The organism is Curvibacter delicatus NBRC 14919 (genome assembly GCF_001592265.1).
Taxonomy (GTDB): domain Bacteria; phylum Pseudomonadota; class Gammaproteobacteria; order Burkholderiales; family Burkholderiaceae_C; genus Hylemonella; species Hylemonella delicata.
Genome location: NZ_BCWP01000018.1, coordinates 15,597 through 34,966, shown reverse-complemented (window position 1 = coordinate 34,966; position 19,370 = coordinate 15,597). Strand labels below are relative to the sequence as shown.

The 19,370-nt window shown below is 63.5% G+C and carries 17 protein-coding genes; 5 read left to right on the top strand and 12 right to left on the bottom strand.

Going from position 1 to position 19,370, the window contains the following annotated elements; genetic code table 11:
- Nucleotides 1-74: 74 nt before the first annotated feature.
- Nucleotides 75-305 (top strand): hypothetical protein, encoded by a 231-nt coding sequence (locus tag CDE01S_RS10165; protein WP_066706628.1) that lies wholly within the window; start codon nucleotides 75-77, stop codon nucleotides 303-305.
- A 184-nt stretch (nucleotides 306-489) separates the two neighbouring features.
- On the opposite strand, the gene CDE01S_RS10160 is transcribed toward CDE01S_RS10165, so the two are convergent.
- Both CDE01S_RS10160 and CDE01S_RS10155 read right to left on the bottom strand, forming a co-directional pair.
- On the bottom strand, nucleotides 490-1,842 hold the full coding sequence (locus tag CDE01S_RS10160; protein WP_066706625.1) for an FAD-dependent oxidoreductase: 1,353 nt from the start codon (nucleotides 1,840-1,842) through the stop codon (nucleotides 490-492).
- Complete coding sequence (locus tag CDE01S_RS10155) at nucleotides 1,839-2,819, bottom strand: Bug family tripartite tricarboxylate transporter substrate binding protein (protein WP_066706742.1); 981 nt, start codon at nucleotides 2,817-2,819, stop codon at nucleotides 1,839-1,841. The genes CDE01S_RS10160 and CDE01S_RS10155 overlap by 4 nt, the downstream gene beginning before the upstream one ends.
- A gap of 160 nt (nucleotides 2,820-2,979) precedes the next feature.
- Here CDE01S_RS10155 and CDE01S_RS10150 point away from each other — a divergent pair, with 160 nt between their 5' ends.
- A complete protein-coding gene (locus CDE01S_RS10150; RefSeq protein WP_245636151.1) occupies nucleotides 2,980-3,858 on the top strand; it encodes a LysR family transcriptional regulator in 879 nt (292 codons plus the stop codon).
- 115 nt (nucleotides 3,859-3,973) lie between these two features.
- On the opposite strand, the gene CDE01S_RS10145 is transcribed toward CDE01S_RS10150, so the two are convergent.
- The 9 genes from CDE01S_RS10145 to CDE01S_RS10105 all read right to left on the bottom strand — a co-directional run bounded on the left by CDE01S_RS10145 (nucleotide 3,974) and on the right by CDE01S_RS10105 (nucleotide 14,865).
- Nucleotides 3,974-5,389: a hypothetical protein gene (locus CDE01S_RS10145; RefSeq protein ID WP_157077099.1), complete on the bottom strand. Its 1,416-nt coding sequence runs from the start codon at nucleotides 5,387-5,389 to the stop codon at nucleotides 3,974-3,976.
- A gap of 118 nt (nucleotides 5,390-5,507) precedes the next feature.
- Nucleotides 5,508-8,102: an ATP-dependent chaperone ClpB gene (gene clpB, locus CDE01S_RS10140; RefSeq protein WP_066706739.1), complete on the bottom strand. Its 2,595-nt coding sequence runs from the start codon at nucleotides 8,100-8,102 to the stop codon at nucleotides 5,508-5,510.
- A gap of 145 nt (nucleotides 8,103-8,247) precedes the next feature.
- Nucleotides 8,248-8,727 carry a molybdenum cofactor biosynthesis protein MoaE gene (locus tag CDE01S_RS10135; RefSeq protein WP_066706615.1) on the bottom strand — a complete coding sequence of 160 codons (480 nt, stop codon included), beginning with the start codon at nucleotides 8,725-8,727 and terminating at the stop codon, nucleotides 8,248-8,250.
- A 1-nt stretch (nucleotide 8,728) separates the two neighbouring features.
- On the bottom strand, nucleotides 8,729-8,980 hold the full coding sequence (gene moaD, locus CDE01S_RS10130) for a molybdopterin converting factor subunit 1 (RefSeq protein ID WP_066706606.1): 252 nt from the start codon (nucleotides 8,978-8,980) through the stop codon (nucleotides 8,729-8,731).
- The gene (locus tag CDE01S_RS10125) at nucleotides 8,977-10,242 is read right to left on the bottom strand and encodes a molybdopterin molybdotransferase MoeA (protein ID WP_066706603.1); all 1,266 of its coding nucleotides are present in this window, start codon (nucleotides 10,240-10,242) and stop codon (nucleotides 8,977-8,979) included. The genes moaD and CDE01S_RS10125 overlap by 4 nt, the downstream gene beginning before the upstream one ends.
- Nucleotides 10,239-10,775 (bottom strand): molybdopterin-guanine dinucleotide biosynthesis protein B, encoded by a 537-nt coding sequence (gene mobB, locus CDE01S_RS10120; RefSeq protein ID WP_066706593.1) that lies wholly within the window; start codon nucleotides 10,773-10,775, stop codon nucleotides 10,239-10,241. Before mobB ends, CDE01S_RS10125 begins: the two co-directional genes overlap by 4 nt.
- A 70-nt stretch (nucleotides 10,776-10,845) precedes the next feature.
- Nucleotides 10,846-12,261: a threonine synthase gene (thrC, locus tag CDE01S_RS10115; protein WP_066706591.1), complete on the bottom strand. Its 1,416-nt coding sequence runs from the start codon at nucleotides 12,259-12,261 to the stop codon at nucleotides 10,846-10,848.
- Nucleotides 12,261-13,595, bottom strand: a complete 1,335-nt coding sequence (locus CDE01S_RS10110) for a homoserine dehydrogenase (RefSeq protein ID WP_066706588.1) — start codon at nucleotides 13,593-13,595, stop codon at nucleotides 12,261-12,263. The genes thrC and CDE01S_RS10110 overlap by 1 nt, the downstream gene beginning before the upstream one ends.
- Before the next feature lie 40 nt (nucleotides 13,596-13,635).
- Nucleotides 13,636-14,865: a pyridoxal phosphate-dependent aminotransferase gene (locus tag CDE01S_RS10105; protein ID WP_066706587.1), complete on the bottom strand. Its 1,230-nt coding sequence runs from the start codon at nucleotides 14,863-14,865 to the stop codon at nucleotides 13,636-13,638.
- A 63-nt stretch (nucleotides 14,866-14,928) separates the two neighbouring features.
- On the opposite strand from CDE01S_RS10105, the gene CDE01S_RS10100 reads away from it, so the two are divergent.
- The 3 genes from CDE01S_RS10100 to CDE01S_RS10090 all read left to right on the top strand — a co-directional run bounded on the left by CDE01S_RS10100 (nucleotide 14,929) and on the right by CDE01S_RS10090 (nucleotide 17,822).
- Entirely contained in the window at nucleotides 14,929-15,303 is a 375-nt protein-coding gene (locus CDE01S_RS10100; protein WP_066706584.1) for an Mth938-like domain-containing protein, read from the top strand.
- Between the two features lie 130 nt (nucleotides 15,304-15,433).
- On the top strand, nucleotides 15,434-15,916 hold the full coding sequence (locus tag CDE01S_RS10095) for a peroxiredoxin (protein WP_066706581.1): 483 nt from the start codon (nucleotides 15,434-15,436) through the stop codon (nucleotides 15,914-15,916).
- A 196-nt stretch (nucleotides 15,917-16,112) separates the two neighbouring features.
- Complete coding sequence (locus tag CDE01S_RS10090) at nucleotides 16,113-17,822, top strand: PhoH family protein (RefSeq protein WP_066706578.1); 1,710 nt, start codon at nucleotides 16,113-16,115, stop codon at nucleotides 17,820-17,822.
- Nucleotides 17,823-17,872: 50 nt separating this feature from the next.
- On the opposite strand, the gene dnaB is transcribed toward CDE01S_RS10090, so the two are convergent.
- Entirely contained in the window at nucleotides 17,873-19,282 is a 1,410-nt protein-coding gene (gene dnaB / locus CDE01S_RS10085) for a replicative DNA helicase (RefSeq protein ID WP_066706575.1), read from the bottom strand.
- Between the last annotated feature and the right edge of the window lie 88 nt (nucleotides 19,283-19,370).

Here is a 19,370-nt window from a genome sequence, read left to right as displayed (position 1 = left end):
TCGCCCTGGCGCTTGGCCGTTCAGCCGCGCCCCCCTAGAATGCAGAAATTACTCACATCGTTGGTGACGCGCTTATGACTGCCATTGCCTGGAAAGAAACACCCCCCACCTGGACGGCACTGCTGGATGGCCAACCTGTCTGCGCCCTGAAGGGCAAGGACATCGGTGGCTGGGCCGCCAGTTGGCTCGACGGCCGGCTGTGGGCGCCGCCCGCGCATCTGCCCAAAGCCACACCGCAGGCAACGCGTTTTTTCATCAGCCTTGAGGAAGCCAAGTCTGCCGTCGAGCAGACGCTGAACAACTGACGGCGGGCCATCCGGCCCAGTCTCCCACACGTGAAAAACCGTCACCGGCCACGCTGGCGAACGGGAAATTTTCACATCGCATAGAGCGATAGCCATTGAATAACAAGCGCGAAACGCTCCTGAATTCATAGCGCACCCTACCTGCGACAGCCATGCGCTTCGGCGCTGCCGCCCCAGCGCTCAATCAACGTTCAATGAGCGCCCCATCGTGCGTCAATTGCGCCTGCAAACGGGCCACGTTCAGCGACTGCATCGCCTGCCCGCCGACCATGGCTGCCGCCGTGCCCGCCGCCTGCCCCATGACGAAGCAGCCGCCACTGGCACGCGCCGCCGACTGGCCTTCGTGCGTCATCGAAGCACAGCGCCCGGCCACCAGCAGGTTGCTAACCGTCCTGGGCACCAGCATGCGCCACGGCAGGTCGTTGTAGCTGCGATCCGCATCACGCGGGAAACCCCAGTCAATGCGGCCATCCTGGTGCAACTCCATGGGCCAGGCGTTGATGCCGATGCTGTCAGTGAAGCGTGCCGAGCCCAGAATGTCCTCACCGGTCAGCGCATACAGCCCTTCGATGCGCCGCGTCTCGCGGATGCCCACCTGCGGCGCGATCTCCACAATCTGCGCTTTGGAAAAGCCGGGCACCTGCTCCCGCAGGAACTCAAAGTAATGGACGACCTGGCGCCGGCCTTCCAGCTCGCCTGCGCTCAACTCACGCGCATCCACGCCGTTCATGGCATGCCCTTGCGCATTCTTCACCTGCGTCACATTGGCGCGCCATTCGGCCGGGTTGATCTGCGGGCGAAGAATGGCGCCGATACGGGGAAAGGCGTAACGGCCGGGGTGCGCCGCCTGCGCGCGCGCCATGTAGTCGTTGATTGCGCTGAACTCACCCACAGCGGCCAGCGCAGCCGTCGCGTCCACATGGCCGACGCGGAACATGGTGGTCGGGAACAGGCCGCTGCCATGGCCGTCACCCACCTCATAAGGCACGCCAGCGAAGGCCGCCACATCGGCGTCACCCGAGCAATCGACGAACACCTGGGCACGAACGGCCTGGCGGCCGGATTTGGTTTCCACCACCAGGGCCTGGATGCGGTCGCCCTCCATCAGGACGGATGCCGCGTAGGCATGGAAAAGCATCTCCACGCCGGCGGCCAGCAGCAACTGGTCGGCCGCACACTTGTAGATGGAAGTGTCGTAGGAACGCACGCGGATGCGCCCCTGCATGCCGTCCTGCGGCTTGTTCAGGCCGCCCAGAGCGTCCATGCGCGCCATCAGATCATTGACCACGCCATGCACCAGCTGCTGCATCTCGCCGTTGCGCCGGCCGTAGAGGCCGGCGAAGTTGGTCACCCCGCCCGCCGTGCCCATGCCGCCCAGGAAACCGTAGCGCTCCACCAGCAGCGTGCGCGCCCCGTGGCGCGCGGCACTCACCGCGGCCGCCAGACCGGCCGGCCCGCCGCCCACCACCACCACGTCGTACTCGCCGTAGACCGGCAGCGTGCGGCTGGGCTCCTGCATCGTTGCCGCGCCGCTCATTCGATCTTGATTCCGCGGCTGGTGATGATGCTCTGCATGATCTTCGCTTCGTCCTGCACGCGCGCTTTCAGCGCCAGCGACGAGGCGGAGGCCGGTGCCTGCCAGCCCTGGCTGAACAGCTTCTGGCGCACACCGGCGTCCTGCAGCACGGCCGGCAGCACGCTGGCCAGCTTGTCCTGCGCCGCCTTGCTGAGCTTGGCCGGCCCCACCAGGGCCGTCCACACCTCCAGCTGGAAGTCCCTCACGCCGGCGTCGCTCAGCGGCGGAATCTCCGGTGCCAACGTGCTGCGCCCGCTGGTGATGCCGATGGCCTTGAGCTTGCCGGCCTTGATCTGCGGCTGCGCAATGCCCGGCGGCATCAGCGCCATCTCGATCTGCTTGCCCAGCAGGCCCGTCACCACGAAGGGGTTGCCCTGGTAAGGCACGTGCACCACGGCGAGACCCGGCACACGCGCCTTCAGCAGCTCCATGCCCAGGTGCGCCACCGAGCCGGTGCCGACCGAGCCGTAGTTCCATTTGTCACCGGCGGCCACGGCCGCGCTGAAGAAGGCCTTGCCGCTGGGCGCATCGGGTTGCGCCACCAGCACCAGCGGTGCGGTGCCGATCAGCGTCAGGTAGGTGAAGTCGCGCGCCGGGTCGTACGGCAGCTGGGGAAACAGCATCTTGGCCGAGGTCAGGTTGCCGTTGATGACGATGCCCAGCGTGTGGTCGTCCGTGGCCTTGGCAATCTGGCCGGTGGCGATGTTGCCCGACGCACCCACCTTGTTCTCGACGATCACCGGCTGCCCCAGCGCCTTGGACAGCGGTTCGGCAATGGCTCGCGCCGCGCCGTCCGGCGTGGAGCCGCCGGGGAAACCCACCAGCAGGTGCACCGGCTTGCTCGGCCAGGGCTCTGCCAAGGCGTGCGGCGTGCCGGCGAGCAGGCCGAGCAAGGCCAGGGCACCGAGCCAGGCACGTTTTTGCAGATGGACAGGCATGGAAAACTCCTTGTTCACTCAACGGGATGGTTCTTGCAACGAAGTGCCGCCACGGGTGGCAGCTGCGCACACGGTACAGCAGGTGCAAGATTAATCGCAGACCATTATTGCGTCCATCGCATAATCAAAATAAACATCAGCGGGAATTTGAATAATGGACATGCGGCTGCTCACCATTTTCGACGAGATCTACAAGACCAAAAGCGTCACCCGTGCCGGGCAGAACCTGGACCTGCCCCAGACCTCCGTCAGCCTGGCCCTGGGCCGCCTGCGCCAGCAGTTCAACGACCCCCTGTTCGTGCGCACCTCCAAGGGCATGGAACCCACCCCGCATGCACGGGAGCTGGTCAAGCCACTGCGCCAGGCGCTGCAGATCCTGCAGGCTGCCACGCGGCAACAGGTGGTGTTCGACCCGGCACGCTCGGAGCGCAAGTTCCGCATCAGCATGACGGACTTCAGCCACCTGGAGTTCCTGCCCTCGTTGATCAACCGCGTCAACGAACTCGCACCATCTGTACAGATCGAGATTTTGCGCATCACGCCGGACACCGCCAGCTTGCTGGAGTCCGGCGACTCAGACCTGGCGGTGGGTTTCATGCCGGAGCTGGAGGCCGGCTTCTTCCAGCAGAACCTGTTCCAGCAGAACTTCGCCTGCGTCGTGCGCAAGGCGCACCCGCGCATCGGCGCGCGCATGACGGAAGGCCTCTACAAGCGCGAAAGCCACGTCGTCGTCACCGCCGCCGGCACTGGGCAGGAGCTGGTGGAGAAGACACTCACACGCCGGGGCATCCAGCGCAACATCGCGCTGACCCTGCCCACCCTGCCGGGCCTGGGCAACCTGCTGGCCAACACCGACCTGGTGGCCACCGTGCCCGTGCGCGTGGCCCAGACGCTGGTGCGCATTGCGCAGGTGAAGCTGCTGGCACCGCCCATTGCGTTTCCCAGCTTCATGATCAAGCAGCACTGGCACGAGCGCTACCAGCATGATCCGGCGAACCGGTGGTTGCGGTCGCAGATGGCGGATTTGTTTCAGGAGTGAGAGCAAACGCTTTGACTCATGGTTCACCAATCTGGGCAAGTCGGACGTGCCAACGAACGCGAAAGGCTAAACGCACGAAGAAGCGTCAATAAACCTATCGTTAGAGAATTTCTGATTACCTACTTCGAGATTGCAGGCGCGCTCTTTGTTTCTCTTCAATTTGTGCGATTCCTCGCGCAAATAGGTCATTCGCATTGGGATACCGAGACAACTCAAGTTCAAGTGCAGAAACGATGTTCTCACGTGTCAGCACGAGGATACCGCTCTCCTCTGCTGCTGGAATATCGGCTTTCACTTCATCTGCGGTCATAGCACTTACGATCACTGGCAACACCTGAATGTGTTTCATATTTGATCGCGCCAACATTTCACGCAGTCGCGCGGCACGAGCTGACAACTTAGATAGTTTCGAGTCCGCTCTTAGCAAGGCCAGTGTTGTTTCGATCACAGCGATGTCTCCGTTGGGCGTAACCGCGACGGTATCGAATGCATCAGTAGACTTCGCATTTGTCCCAAATGCTGCCGTCGAAAATCCAAGGATCCAAAGCAACCAAGCTATACCCGACTCGAAATCATCGGCCGCCTTTCCTCGGAGAGGGAATTCAGGCTGCAGAAAGCTCCGCAACAATTCGCCTCGAGAATCGATCAACTCGAAAACTGCGGCCCGTGGATTCTTAAAGATGGTAGGGTCGGCAAGCCATTGCACATTCTGGGCATGCCCTGAATAAGAGGCGATGCATTGAATGATCGCTCCACTTGGCACCTCCATTTGCATGGTGCCGATCAGTGCATCGCTCTCTTCCGTCCACGTGAGTTGCGGGCCTGAGACCGTATCTCTCCGAACAACCTTCCCATTGTCTAGAAGTCGAAATCCGAGCTTTACCTCGTTACGATCAAGCCCTTTGCCCATCCATACCCCAAGGTCTGCTTGTGTTCCAACTACAGTTGAACGCCCGAGAACTTGGACAGCCGTCCGCGCCACCACCTCTAGCGCCGACTTATCGCCGCGCAGGACACCGAGTGAGTAATCGAAGCACAGTTCTTGTAGAGAGTCATAGGGAGTATCCGCTGCTTTCAGGAGCCAATCCGTGTCCGGCTGTGGCACCAACTCACCGAAATTCTTTCCGGTAACCGTAAGAACCGCCAAACGACTTCCTGTGTTGAGCCCTTCCGGATGCAGAAGTATGGGAGGCGACACAAATGCCTCTTGGCGCTCATCACTCTCCAATTTGAGCCGCCCAACCTCGGGGATATTCAGACCACGCTCGCTTACCAATTCCTGGACAACGTTCTCAACGGCGTGGACACTCTGAGGAATCTGCCACTGGCCCGCGACGACCCTCCCCGCACGGAATATAGCCTTCACTGGCTCAGAGGCGGCAACATCCAAATAGATCCGTGCCGCGACAAGGGAAATTCCAGATTCGGCAGATACGCCAATGTAATGAAGCCTTACGTTTCGGTACGCATCCCGCCATCCAGCAATCGCCGAAAAGAATGCGTCGAATTGGCGCTGCGAGTATTCGTTCATGATCTCCCTCCGAAACCAGATTCTGAACCATGCCTCATACATGACAAAACCCGCCTTCTGCTCACGCAAGAGGCGGGTTTCTCGTTTGAAGCGCGGCCAGTCACCCGGCCGCTGACACTCAGCCCTTCTCGAAGCTGAACTGCCCCGGATTGCGCACCGGGTCCGTGTCCACGTCGATCACATCCTTCGGGCCAAACTTGCCTTCCAGCAACAGCTTGGACAGCGGGTTCTCGATGCGCTGCTGGATGGCGCGCTTGAGCGGCCGGGCGCCGAACACCGGGTCGAAGCCGACCTTGGCCAGTTCGCCCAGTGCCTTGTCGGACACCTTGAGTTCCAGTTCCATCTTGGCCAAGCGGTCCTGCAGCTGCTGCAGCTGGATCTTGGCGATGCTGGCGATGTGCTGCGCATCCAGGCCGTGGAACACCACCGTCTCGTCGATGCGGTTCAGGAACTCGGGGCGGAAGTGGTTCTTCAGCTCACCCCACACCGCGTCCTTGATCTCGTCATACGGCTGGCCCACCATGCTCTGGATCAGGTGCGAGCCGATGTTGCTGGTCATCACGATGACGGTGTTCTTGAAGTCCACGGTGCGGCCCTGGCCGTCGGTCAGGCGACCATCGTCCAGCACCTGCAGCAGCACATTGAAGACGTCCGGGTGGGCCTTCTCCACCTCGTCGAGCAGCAGCACGCTGTAGGGCTTGCGGCGCACGGCTTCGGTCAGGTAGCCGCCCTCCTCGTAACCCACGTAACCCGGAGGCGCGCCGATCAGGCGGGCCACGGAATGTTTCTCCATGAACTCGCTCATGTCGATGCGCACCAGATGGTCCACGCTGTCGAACAGGAAACCGGCCAGCGCCTTGCACAGCTCGGTCTTGCCCACGCCGGTGGGGCCGAGGAAAAGGAAGGAGCCGGTCGGGCGGTTCGGGTCCGACAGGCCGGAGCGGGAACGACGGATGGCGTTGGCCACGGCGCTGATGGCTTCGTCCTGCCCCACCACACGCTCGTGCAGCTTGGTTTCCATCTGCAAGAGCTTGTCTTTCTCGCCCTGCATCATCTTGGCCACGGGAATGCCGGTGGCACGGCTCACCACCTCGGCAATTTCTTCCGCGCCCACTTGCGTGCGCAGCAGCTTGTTGCCGGCAGCCCCCTCACCTGCGGCTTCCTTGGCCTGGGCTTCGTTCAGGCGCTTTTCCAGCTCGGGCAGCTTGCCGTACTGCAGCTCGGACACCTTGGCGAAGTCGCCCTTGCGCGTCAGCTCGCCGATGCGGGCCTTGAGCTTCTCGATCTCTTCACGCACGGTCTGGCTGCCCTGGGCCTGGGCCTTCTCGGCCTTCCAGATTTCTTCCAGGTCGGCGGCTTCCTTCTGCAGCTGGCCGATCTCTTCCTCGATCAGCGCCAGGCGCTTTTGCGAAGCCTCGTCCTTTTCCTTCTTGATCGCCTCGCGCTCGATCTGCAGCTGGATCAGCCGACGGTCCAGCTTGTCCATGACTTCGGGCTTGGAGTCGATCTCGATCTTGATCTTGGCCGCGGCCTCGTCGATCAGGTCGATCGCCTTGTCGGGCAGGAAACGGTCGGTGATGTAGCGATGGCTCAGCTCGGCCGCGGCGACGATGGCCGGGTCGGTGATGTCCACGCCGTGGTGCACTTCGTATTTCTCCTGCAGACCGCGCAGGATGGCGATGGTCTGCTCCACGGTCGGCTCGCCCACCAGCACCTTCTGGAAACGACGCTCCAGCGCGGCGTCCTTCTCGATGTACTTGCGGTATTCGTCCAACGTGGTGGCGCCGATGCAGTGCAGCTCGCCGCGTGCCAGCGCAGGCTTGAGCATGTTGCCGGCGTCGATGGCGCCTTCGGCCTTGCCGGCGCCCACCATGGTGTGCAGCTCGTCGATGAAGAGGATGATGCGGCCCTCGTCCTGCGCCACTTCCTTCAGCACAGACTTCAGGCGCTCTTCGAACTCGCCGCGGTACTTGGCACCGGCCAAGAGGCCGGCCATGTCCAGCACCAGCACGCGCTTGTCGCGCAGGGTCTCGGGCACTTCGCCGTTGACGATGCGCTGCGCCAGACCTTCAACGATAGCGGTCTTGCCGACACCGGGCTCGCCGATGAGCACCGGATTGTTCTTGCTGCGGCGTTGCAGCACCTGGATGGCGCGGCGGATTTCGTCGTCGCGGCCGATCACCGGGTCGAGCTTGCCGGAACGGGCGCGCTCGGTCAGGTCCAGGGTGTATTTCTTCAGCGCTTCGCGCTGGCCTTCGGCTTCCGGGTTGTCGACCGACTGGCCGCCGCGCACGGCGTCGATGGCACTCTCCAGCGACTTGCGCGTCAGGCCGTTGGCCTTGGCCAGGTGGCCGATGTCACCCTTGTGGTCGGCCACGGCCAGCAGGAACAGTTCACTGGCAACGAACTGGTCACCACGCTTGATAGCCTCTTTCTCGGCCGCCTGCAGCAGCGTGACCATGTCGCGCCCGACCTGCACCTGCTCCTGCCCTTCGACTTGCGGCAGTTTCTTGACGGCGGCTTCGGCCGCAGCCGTCAGGCCCGGCACATTGACGCCGGCGCGCTGCAGCAGGGCTTTGGGGCCGTCCTGCTGGCGCAGCATGGCCACCAGCAGGTGGGCCGGCTCGATATAGGCGTGGTCATTGCCCAGGGCCAGCGTCTGTGCTTCGCCCAGGGCTTCCTGGAATTTGGTGGTCAGTTTGTCTACTCGCATGAAATCCTCCGATTGCACCGCAGCTTTGGGTGCCTGCCGTGAATTTCAAGGGATGGGAGCCAAAACGTTCTTGACGAACATCAAATTCGGTTCGATCCAGGGCGGGTGCGCATGCGGCCGGGCACGCAGCGTGCCCCCATTGGCCTTAAACCGACAGGTTGCCGGAGGCAATGCCCCACTTGGCCAGCGCCTTGTCGTCGCTGACGCGGGCATCAACCCAGCGTGCGCCCTCGGGCGTCTGTTCCTTCTTCCAGAACGGCGCCTGGGTCTTGAGGTAGTCCATCAGGAACTCGCAGGCCTGGAAGCTCTCGCCGCGGTGGGCCGAGGTGACGGCCACCAGCACGATCTGGTCCAGCGGCTGCAGCGGGCCGACACGGTGGATGACGCGCGCAGCGTAGATGTCAAAGCGCTTGAAGGCTTCGTCGATCATGGCCTCGATGGCCTTCTCCGTCATGCCCGGGTAGTGTTCCAGTTCCATGGCGCTGACCGCACTGCCATCGTTGCGGTCGCGCACGGTGCCAATGAAGCTGCAGACGGCACCAACGCGCTTGTCCTGCGCACGCAGGGCCGCGATCTCGGCGTTGACGTCGAAGTCTGCGGTCTGGATCGAGACGAGGCTGGCCATGTCAGCCTCCGGTGACGGGGGGAAAGAAGGCGACTTCGGCACCCTCGGTCAAGGGCGTGGTTTCATCGCTCATCACCTGGTTCAGCGCCACGCGCACCGCGCGGCCGCGGGCCAGGCTCTCGGCATGACCGCCGCCGCGGGCGATCAGCTCGTCGCGCAGCGCGCCCAGCGTGGTCGCTGTGGTCTCAAGCGGCTCACTGCCGGTGCCGATGCGCTCGCGGATGGAGGCGAAGTATTTGACGTTGACCTTCATCCCATCAGCTCCGCAAAAGAAATGAACTGCACGGTGTCGCCTTTGGTTATGGTCTGGCCGGCCGGGTTGTCGACCACGCCGTCGCCCCACACGGCCGAGGTCAGCACGCCGGAGCTCTGGTTGGGGAACAGCTCCAGCCCGCCGGCGGCATTGCGGCGTACACGCAGGAACTCGCGGCGCTTGTCGGCGCGCGGCCAGTCGAAGTGCGCCGGCAGCGCCATGCGAGGCGGTGCCACGTCTGTCACGCCCTGTAGTTTGAGCAGGAAGGGCCGCACCAGCACCAGGAAGGTGATGAAACTGGAGACCGGGTTGCCCGGCAGGCCGGCGAAGTGGCAGGCGTCCTGCGCACTGCGCGCCCCGGCAGCTTGATCGCGGTAGATCTTGCCGTAGGCAAACGGCTTTCCGGGTTTGATGGCGATCTGCCACAGGTCGAGCTCGCCCAGCTGCTGCACCGCGGGTTTGATGTGGTCTTCCTCACCCACCGACACACCGCCGCTGGTAAGGATCAAATCGTGCTGCTGTGCAGCGTCGCGCAGGGCGTCGAGCGTGGCGTCGCGCTGGTCGGGCACGATGCCGTAGTCGGTGACCTCGCAGCCCAGGCGCTGCAGCAACGCGCGCAGGAAGAAGCGGTTGGAGTTGTAGATGGCGCCGGGCGGCATCTGCTCGGGCGCAATGTCGCCCGGCATCACCAGTTCGTCGCCGGTGGAGAACAAGGCCACGCGCGGGCGGCTCACCACCGGCAGCGTGCTCATGCCGATACTGGCCGCCAGACCCAGTGAAGACGGCGCCAGCCGCTCCCCTTTTGATAGCACCACGGCGCCACGGGTGACGTCTTCGCCGGCGCGGCGGATCCACTGGCCCGGCTTAGGCACGGCATTGACGCGCACACTGCCCTCGCCTGCGGCCTCGCACTCTTCCTGCATGACGATGGCGTCAGCCCCCGCCGGCACCGGTGCGCCGGTGAAGATGCGCGCCACGCTGCCGGGCTGCAGCGGCGCACCGCTGGCACCGGCCGGGATGCGCTGTGACACCGGCAGCACGACACCGGCCTCACGCACGTCGGCGCAGCGCACGGCGTAACCGTCCATGGAGCTGTTGTCCTGCGGCGGCACGTGCAGCGCCGAGGTGATGTCGCGCGCCAGTACACGGCCATCGCCGTCGAAGGTGGTGATGTCTTCAATACCGGCCAGCGGCTGGGCGTGGCTCAGCAACTCGGCCAGTGCCTCGTCCAGCGCTTTCAAGGGGGGACGTGGAGCGTTCATAGGGCGTACAACTCGGGACTGTAGTCAAAACGTTCGGCGTGCTGGAGCAGCCAGTCGGCCACGGCCCCCGCGTCGTTGAGGTCCAGCACGTCAAGCCCGGTCGGCTGCGGCAGCTGGCCGGGCGAGTCGGTGGCGATGGCGGTGATGAAATCGTCATCCGGGTAACGCACCGGCTTGGCCGTGGACGCGCGCCAGACCTCGATCTTGGGCAGGTCACTGCGCTTGTAGCCTTCGACCAGCACCCAGTCCACGCGGTCATCGAGTTCACTTATCAACTGGTGCACCGACAGCTCGGTCGGCTGCTCGAATTCACGCATCAGCGCCATGCGGCGGTCAGAGGCGATCACCACCTCGAAGGCGCCGGCCTCGCGGTGGCGCCAGCTGTCCTTGCCCGGGTGGTCAATGTCGAACTTGTGGTGCGCGTGCTTGACCACCGAGACGCGCTGCCCGCGCAGCTTGAGTTCGGGGATCAGACGTTCGACCAGCGTGGTCTTGCCCGAGCCGGAGTAGCCGGCAAAGCCGATGACCTTCATGCGGCCACCTTCAGAACGCTATGTTTTTGATAGCTGGTCACGCTTATTCCAAAAGGGCAAAAGCCCTATTTCACTTGCAATGGGTGACGATGTAGGCCTTGACGGCCTGCACGTCCGCCTCGAGCACCGTCACGCGCTTGGGCAGGTTTTCAATGCCCTCGAACTTGGCCGGCCGGTCGGGTTCACGTCCCAGCGCCTCGACGATGGTTGAAGCGAACTTGATCGGCAGCGCCGTCTCCAGCACGATCATCGGCACACCAGCGCTGAGGTGCTCGCGCGCTACCTTCAGGCCGTCGGCGGTGTGGGTGTCGATCATGCCGCCGAAGCGCTCGAACGTGTCCTTGATGGTAGCCAGGCGGTTGGCATGCGTGCTCTTGCCGCTGGAGAAACCATAACGCTGGTGCGCCTGGGCGAAGGCCGGGTCCTGGCTCAGGTCGAACTGGCCGGTCTTGTTCAATTGCTCGCCGAACAGGGCCTTGGTCTTGGCACCATCGCGGCCCAACAGGTCAAACACAAAGCGCTCGAAGTTCGAGGCCTTGGAGATGTCCATCGACGGGCTGGAGGTCTCGTGCGTGTCGGCACTGCCGCGCACGCGGTAGACGCCGGTGCGGAAGAACTCGTCGAGCACGTCGTTCTCGTTGGTGGCCACCACCAGCTTGTCGATCGGCAGGCCCATCATGCGCGCCACATGGCCGGCGCAGACGTTGCCGAAATTGCCGGACGGTACAGTGAAGCTGACCTTCTCGCTGTTGTTCTTCGTCGCCTGGAAGTAGCCGGCGAAGTAGTACACCACCTGCGCCACCAGGCGTGCCCAGTTGATGGAGTTGACGGTACCGATCTTGTACTGGCGCTTGAAGTCGAGATCGTTGGACACCGCCTTGACGATGTCCTGGCAGTCGTCGAACACGCCCTTGACCGCCAGGTTGTGGATGTTGGCGTCCTGCAGGCTGAACATCTGCGCCTGCTGGAACGGGCTCATGCGGCCATACGGACTGGTCATGAAAACGCGCACGCCCTGCTTGCCGCGCATGGCGTATTCGGCCGCGCTGCCGGTGTCGCCACTGGTGGCGCCCAGGATGTTGAGCTGCTCGCCGCGACGGGCCAGTTCGTACTCGAACAGATTGCCCAGCAGCTGCATGGCCATGTCCTTGAAGGCCAGCGTCGGACCGTTGGACAGGGCTTCCAGGTAGAGGCCGTTTTCCAGCGGACGCAGCGGCACGATTTCCTTCGTACCGAAGACGGCCTCGGTGTAGGTCTTGCGGCAGATGGCACGCAGGTCGTCGGCCGGGATGTCGTCGATGTAGAGCGACAGGACTTCGAACGCCAGATCGGCATACGGCAGGCTGCGCCACCTGGTGAGCGTGGCGTCGTCCACCTGCGGGTAGGACTCGGGCAGGTACAGGCCGCCGTCGGGCGCCAGGCCCTCGAGCAGGATTTCACAGAAACGCTTGCGGTCAGCGTGACCGCGGGTGCTCAGGTATTTCATCAGGCCAGCTCTTCCTTGCGGATGCGAACGATCGGTGCCAGCACCGTCGGCAACGCCTGCAGCTTGGCCAGCGCGTCGTTCATGGTGCCTTCGCGCGCGTCGTGCGTCAGGATGATCAGGTCGGTCTGCGTGGAGCCCTCGCCGCCCACTTCGTCGGCTTCGCGCTGCAGCACGGCGTCGATGCTGATGCCGGCCTCGGCCAGGATGCCGGTGACCTTGGCCAGCACACCGGCCTCGTCGGCCACGCGCAGGCGCAGGTAGTAGCTCGTCACCACCTCGCTCATGGGCAGCACGGGCAGGTTGCTCATGGCCTGGTCGAGTGTGTTGGGCTGAAAGGCCAGGTGCGGCACGCGGTTGAGCGGGTCGGCGGTGTGCAGGCGGGCAATGTCGACCAGGTCGGCAATTACCGCACTGGCCGTGGGCTCGGAGCCGGCGCCCTTGCCGTAATACAGTGTGGTGCCGACGGCGTCGCCGTTGACCACCACGGCGTTCATGGCACCCTCAACGTTGGCAATCAGGCGCTTGCTCGGCACCAGGCTGGGGTGCACGCGCAGTTCGATACCCTTGGCGGTGCGCTTGGTGATGCCTAGCAGCTTGATGCGGTAGCCCAGTTGCTCGGCGTAACGGATGTCCTGCGCACCCAGCTTGGTGATGCCTTCCACATAGGCCTTGTCGAACTGCACCGGGATGCCGAAGGCAATGGCCGACATGATGGTGGCCTTGTGCGCGGCGTCCACGCCTTCGATGTCGAAGGACGGGTCGGCCTCGGCGTAGCCCAGGCGCTGCGCTTCTTTCAGCACAACATCGAAGTCCAGTCCCTTGTCGCGCATCTCGGACAGGATGAAGTTGGTGGTGCCGTTGATGATGCCGGCGATCCACTGGATGCGGTTGGCGGTCAGGCCTTCGCGCAGCGCCTTGATGATCGGGATGCCACCGGCCACAGCCGCCTCGAAGGCCACCATCACGCCCTTGGCGGAGGCGGCGGCAAAGATTTCGGTGCCATGCACGGCCAGCAGCGCCTTGTTGGCGGTGACCACGTGCTTGCCGGCGGCAATGGCCTCCATCACCAGCTGCTTGGCAATGCCGTAGCCGCCGATGAGCTCGACCACGATGTCGATGTCGGGGTTGGCAATGATGGCGCGGGCGTCGTTCACCACCTTCACGTCCGGGCCGACGACGCTCTGGGCGCGCGCCACATCGAGGTCGGCGACCATGGTGATTTCGATGCCGCGGCCGGCGCGGCGCTTGATTTCTTCCTGGTTGCGCTTGAGCACATGGAAGGTGCCCGAACCCACAGTGCCGATGCCCAACAGGCCTACTTGTATTGCTTTCATCTTTGACTCAGTTTTTGGCGCTGGCGCGCCGTCTTCAAAATTAGGCGCGCGCGTGGCGCTTTCGGTAGTTTTCAAGGAATTTGGCCACGCGGCCGATGGCCTCGCGCAAATCGTCTTCATACGGCAGGAACACGATGCGGAAGTGGTCCGGTTTGGGCCAGTTGAAGCCACTGCCCTGCACCAGCATCACACGGGTCTCGCGCAGCAGCTCAAGGAAAAACTGGCGGTCGTCCTCGATCGGGTAGATCTTGGGGTCGAGCCGGGGAAACATGTAGAGCGACGCCTTGGGTTTCACACACGTCACCCCCGGAATGGCGGTGATGAGCTCGTACGCCAGGTCGCGCTGGCGGCGCAGCCGGCCGCCCTCCTTCACCAGGTCGTTGATGCTCTGGTAGCCCCCCAGCGCTGTCTGCACCGCCCACTGGCCCGGAACATTGGCGCACAGCCGCATGTTGGCCAGCATGTTCAGGCCTTCGATGTAATCCTGTGCGCCGCGTTTGTCGCCCGAGATCACCATCCAGCCGGCGCGGTAACCGCAGGAACGGTAGGACTTGCTGAGGGAGTTGAAGGTCAGCGTGAGCACGTCTTCCGACAGGCTGCCCAGCGCAACGTGGTGTTCGCCGTCGTAGAGCACCTTGTCGTACACCTCATCCGCGAGGATCACCAGGCCATGCTCGCGTGCGATGTCGACAATGCCCTTGAGCAGTTCTTCGGAATACAGGGCGCCGGTAGGGTTGTTCGGGTTGATGACCACGATGCCCTTGGTGCGTGGCGTGATCTTGCTGCGGATGTCGTTGAGGTCCGGCATCCAGCCGTTCTCTTCGTCGCACAGGTAGTGCACCGGCGTGCCCCCCGAGAGGCTGGTGGCCGCTGTCCACAGCGGGTAGTCAGGGGCCGGCAACAGCAGTTCGTCACCTTCGTCGAGCAGCGCGTTGGTGGCCATGACGATCAGGTCGCTGGCGCCATTGCCCAGGTAGATGTCGTCCAGCGTCACACCCTTCATGCCCTGCTGCTGGGTGTAGTGCATCACCGCCTTGCGCGCCCCGAAGATGCCCTTGCTGTCGGAATAACCTGCCGAATTGGGCAGGTTGCGGATCATGTCCTGCTGGATTTCCTCCGGCGCGTCGAAACCGAAAGCCGCCAAGTTCCCGATATTGAGCTTGATGATCTTCTGTCCCTCTTCCTCCATTTGCTTGGCCGCATCCATGATGGGGCCGCGAATGTCGTAGAGCACGTTGGACAGCTTGGCAGATTTACGTATGGTTTTCAAAGTCCCTCCGGGATGCTGAAAGCGGGGCGAAACCTATAATTTGACCACAGTTCCCTTCTGCCTATGAAACTCCAACCCGACAAATTCGACGTTCAGACCATCAGCGGCTACGGCCCGGGCTGGATCGGGCTGGACGGGGAAAAAATCACCACCAGCCTGGTGGTCGGTTCGCGTGGTCAGCGCTTCGACTGGGACTGCGCGCGCTACAGCGATCTGAGCGCCGCGCACTTCGCCCGGCTGGCCGACATCGGTCCCGAGCTGGTGCTGTTCGGCAGCGGCGACCGCCTGCGCTTTCCCCAGCCGGCCTGGCTGCAGGCCCTGGCTGAGCGGCGCATCGGCGTCGAGACCATGGACACGGCAGCCGCCTGCCGCACCTACAACATCCTGGCCGGCGAAGGCCGGCATGTGGTCGCCGCCCTCCTACTGGAAAGCCCCTAGCGCCCCCACCCCCACCAGGTTATCGATTTCAAGGTAAAATTGATAAATTGAGTCGGGGGCGCCACCCTGCTGTCACAGCGTCAACCCCGACCACCATACGACAGCTCCTGTCACACAAGATTTAAGGCTTATGGCGATCGTTGTAAACAAACCTATCCCGGAATTTGAAGCAAATGCCACCAGCGGCATCAAGGTTTCCAACACTTCCCACCTCGGCCAGACCCTCGTGCTGTATTTCTACCCCAAGGACAACACGCCCGGCTGCACCACGGAAGCCATGCAGTTCCGCGACAAGTACAAGGATTTCGTGAAGGCCGGCGCCACCGTGTTCGGTGTTTCGCGCGACAACATGAAGTCCCACGACGAGTTCAAGGCCAAGCTGGAGTTGCCCTTCGAACTCATCGCCGACACCGAAGAGAAGATGTGCCACATGTTCGGCGTGGTCAAGAACAAGATCATGTACGGCAAGAAGGTCAAGGGCATCGAGCGCAGCACCTTCCTGATCGGCACCGATGGTCAGCTCAAGCAGGAATGGCGCGGCCTGAAGGTGCCGGGCCATGTGGACGAAGTGCTGAAGGCCGTCAAGGCGCTCAAGAAAGCCGCTGCCGCCTAAGCTGAAAACCGGGCGGCACCCCGCCTTTGATGCGTTGCAGCAACATGTAATGCGGAGTTAGCCCAGCTCATGCATAATGAATTTATGCCGTTGAGAACAGCGACGAAGCTCCCCGAAAAAAGCCGCCCAGGTTTACCAGGCGGCTTTTTTGCTTTTTCGGCGGCATCCGCTAACCTTTTTGCGAGCCTTACGCCCCATGCCTCTGCCTCCCGCCCCTACCAAGCGCGCAGCCCTGCTGTCTCCCGACGCTTTTGATGCACCGGCCCGCAGCAAGCCCCGGTCATCCAGAGAATCAGCGACCGCCTTCGAAGCACCTCCCGCCGACCGCAAGCCGCAAGCCCGCGACCTGTTTGAGCATGCCGGCGGGGCCGCGGCCGAAGTAGCGCCTCCCGTACCGCCCAGCCGGGCCAAGGCCGCCCCCAAGACCTCGCGCGGCAGCAAGGCAAAGGCCGCCCCCGTGAGCAGCACGGCACCGGCCACGCAAAGCCCGCCCGAGCCGAAGAAAAGCCGCGCCAGCGGTCCGAGCAAGCTGTTCGTGCTCGACACCAATGTGCTGATGCACGACCCGATGTGCCTGTTCCGCTTCGAGGAACATGACATCTTCCTGCCCATGATCGTGCTGGAAGAGCTCGACGGCCACAAGAAAGGCATGACCGAGGTCGCCCGCAACGCGCGCCAGACCAGCCGCATGCTCGACGGTCTGGCAGATGCCCAGGGCGCGGACATCGCGGCCGGCCTCAAGCTCGACACCACCGGCCACCGCGAGGCCGGCGGCAAGCTGTTCTTCCAGACCCAGCCGCTGGACTACAAACTGCCCACCAGCCTGCCGCAGGGCAAGGCCGACAACCAGATCCTGGGCGTGGTGGAGGCGCTGCGCCAGCAGTACGCGCCGCGTGAGGTGGTGCTGGTGTCCAAGGACATCAACATGCGCGTCAAGGCCCGGGCCCTGGGCCTGGCCACCGACGACTACCAGAACGACAAGACGCTGGACGACGGCGACCTGCTCTACGCCGGCTCGCTGGCCCTGCCGGCCGATTTCTGGACCACCCATGGCCAGACCGTGGAGAGCTGGCAGCAGGGCCCGCACACGTTCTATCGCATCAACGGCCCGATCGTGCCCAGCCTGCTGATCAACCAGTTCGTCTACTTCGAAGCACCGGGCGAACCGAGCCTGTACGCCCGCGTGTCCGAAATCCGCGGCAAGACCGCCGTGCTCAAGACACTGAAGGACTACACCCACCTCAAGAATGCCGTCTGGGGCGTGGCTGCGCGCAACCGCGAGCAGAACTTCGCCATGAACCTGCTGATGGACCCGGAAGTCGATTTCGTGACCCTGACCGGCACCGCCGGCACCGGCAAGACGCTGATGGCGCTGGCCTCCGGCCTGACCCAGGTGCTGGACGACCGCCGCTACACCGAGATCATCGTCACCCGCGCCACGGTGAGTGTGGGTGAGGACATTGGCTTCCTGCCCGGTACCGAAGAAGAAAAGATGGGCCCCTGGATGGGCGCGCTGGATGACAACCTGGAGGTGCTGTCCAAGACCGACACCGGTGCCGGTGAATGGGGCCGCGCCGCCACCAGCGAACTGATCCGCAGCCGCATCAAGATCAAGAGCATGAACTTCATGCGCGGCCGCACCTTCATGAACAAGTACGTCATCATCGACGAGGCGCAGAACCTGACACCCAAGCAGATGAAGACGCTGATCACACGCGCCGGCCCCGGCACCAAGATCATCTGCATGGGCAACCTGGCGCAGATCGATACGCCCTACCTGACCGAAGGTTCGTCGGGCCTGACCTTCGCGGTGGACAAGTTCAAGGGCTGGCCGCATGGCGGCCACATCACGCTGGCGCGCGGCGAGCGCTCGCGCCTGGCGGACTTTGCCTCCGAAGTGCTATAAAAAGAGTAGCTTCTTGCGCAATAAAAACGGGGCCTCGGCCCCGTTTTTGTTTAGAAATCGCCGCTGCCGTAGCCGGCGGCCAGGTTCTCGAAGCGCGTCAAGCGGTTCAGGAAGGCCAGCTTGACGGTACCGGTCGGGCCGTTACGCTGCTTGGCGATGATGATCTCGGCCACCCCCGGCTCCTTGCAGGCGTCCTTGGTGTAGTACTCGTCGCGGTAGATGAACATGATGATGTCGGCGTCCTGCTCGATGGCGCCGGATTCGCGCAGGTCGCTCATCATGGGGCGCTTGTCGGGGCGCGTTTCCACGCTGCGGTTGAGCTGTGACAGCGCAATCAAGGGGCAGCCCAGTTCCTTGGCCAGCATCTTCATGCCGCGCGAGATCTCGCCCAGTTCGGTGGCGCGGTTTTCGTTGTCGCCGCTGGTGCCGCTCATGAGCTGCAGGTAGTCGACCACGATCAGGCCGAGCTTGCCGCACTGGCGCGCCAGCCGGCGGGCATTGGCGCGCAGCTCGCTGGCGGTCAGGCCGGCGGTCTCGTCAATGTGCAGCGAGATGGTGCGCAGCTTCTCGATCGCTTCCGTCAGGCGCGGCCACTCCTCATCGGTCAGCTTGCCGGTACGCAGATGGCCCTGGTCGATGCGGCCGATGGAGCCGACGATACGCACCGCCAGCTGGGCGGCACCCATTTCCATGGAAAACACCGCCACCGGCAGGCCTTCATTGAGCGCCACGTGCTCGGCAATGTTGATGGCAAACGCCGTCTTGCCCATGGAGGGACGCGCCGCCAGCACCACCATGTCGCCCGGCTGCAGGCCGGAGGTCATGCGGTCCAAATCGTAGAAGCCGGTCGGCACGCCGGTGATGTCATTCGGGTTGTCGGCCATCTCCTGCACGCGGTCCAGCAGGTCCACCACCAGGGTGTCCATGGACTGGAAGCCGCGCTTCATGCGCGAACCTTCCTCGCCGATGTTGAAGATCTTCTGCTCGGACTCGTCCAAGATGGCCGCCACCGGCCGCCCCTGCGGGTTGAAGGCGTTGGTGGCGATCTCGTCGCTCGCCGCCACCAGCTTGCGCAGGATGCCGCGCTCGCGCACGATTTCGGCATAACGACGGATATTGCCGGCGCTGGGCACGTACTGGGCCAGCGAGTTGAGATAGGCCAGGCCGCCGATCTCCTCCGCCTTGCCCTGGCTTTGCAGCTGCTCGAACACCGTGATCACGTCCGCCGGTTTGCTGGCGTTGATCAGCGCCGCGATGGCGGCATAGATCAGCCGGTGCTCGTAGCGGTAGAAGTCCCCCTCCCCCAGCAGGTCGCCGACCCGGTCCCAGGCACCGTTGTCCAGCAGCAGGCCCCCGAGCACGCTGGATTCGGCCTCGATCGAGTGCGGCGGGACTCGCAGTTGCGCAACTTGGCGGTCTTGTCCGTAGTCGTCATCTACGGGGGTCAATACGGCGGACATGAATGAAGGTTTCCTTGTAATCCCCAATGCTAAGCCCTCGGCACGCGATCGTCGAGGAACATGCTGGGGACAACTGACCCACAAGCTG

Excerpts from the sequence above, each read along its gene's own strand:
- CDE01S_RS10165 (WP_066706628.1), top strand. The coding sequence starts at position 75 with ATGACTGCCATTGCCTGGAAAGAAACACCCCCCACCTGGACGGCACTG.
- CDE01S_RS10160 (WP_066706625.1), bottom strand. The coding sequence starts at position 1,842 with ATGAGCGGCGCGGCAACGATGCAGGAGCCCAGCCGCACGCTGCCGGTC.
- CDE01S_RS10155 (WP_066706742.1), bottom strand. The coding sequence starts at position 2,819 with ATGCCTGTCCATCTGCAAAAACGTGCCTGGCTCGGTGCCCTGGCCTTG.
- CDE01S_RS10150 (WP_245636151.1), top strand. The coding sequence starts at position 2,980 with ATGCGGCTGCTCACCATTTTCGACGAGATCTACAAGACCAAAAGCGTC.
- CDE01S_RS10145 (WP_157077099.1), bottom strand. The coding sequence starts at position 5,389 with ATGAACGAATACTCGCAGCGCCAATTCGACGCATTCTTTTCGGCGATT.
- clpB (WP_066706739.1), bottom strand. The coding sequence starts at position 8,102 with ATGCGAGTAGACAAACTGACCACCAAATTCCAGGAAGCCCTGGGCGAA.
- CDE01S_RS10135 (WP_066706615.1), bottom strand. The coding sequence starts at position 8,727 with ATGGCCAGCCTCGTCTCGATCCAGACCGCAGACTTCGACGTCAACGCC.
- moaD (WP_066706606.1), bottom strand. The coding sequence starts at position 8,980 with ATGAAGGTCAACGTCAAATACTTCGCCTCCATCCGCGAGCGCATCGGC.
- CDE01S_RS10125 (WP_066706603.1), bottom strand. The coding sequence starts at position 10,242 with ATGAACGCTCCACGTCCCCCCTTGAAAGCGCTGGACGAGGCACTGGCC.
- mobB (WP_066706593.1), bottom strand. The coding sequence starts at position 10,775 with ATGAAGGTCATCGGCTTTGCCGGCTACTCCGGCTCGGGCAAGACCACG.
- thrC (WP_066706591.1), bottom strand. The coding sequence starts at position 12,261 with ATGAAATACCTGAGCACCCGCGGTCACGCTGACCGCAAGCGTTTCTGT.
- CDE01S_RS10110 (WP_066706588.1), bottom strand. The coding sequence starts at position 13,595 with ATGAAAGCAATACAAGTAGGCCTGTTGGGCATCGGCACTGTGGGTTCG.
- CDE01S_RS10100 (WP_066706584.1), top strand. The coding sequence starts at position 14,929 with ATGAAACTCCAACCCGACAAATTCGACGTTCAGACCATCAGCGGCTAC.
- CDE01S_RS10095 (WP_066706581.1), top strand. The coding sequence starts at position 15,434 with ATGGCGATCGTTGTAAACAAACCTATCCCGGAATTTGAAGCAAATGCC.
- CDE01S_RS10090 (WP_066706578.1), top strand. The coding sequence starts at position 16,113 with ATGCCTCTGCCTCCCGCCCCTACCAAGCGCGCAGCCCTGCTGTCTCCC.
- dnaB (WP_066706575.1), bottom strand. The coding sequence starts at position 19,282 with ATGTCCGCCGTATTGACCCCCGTAGATGACGACTACGGACAAGACCGC.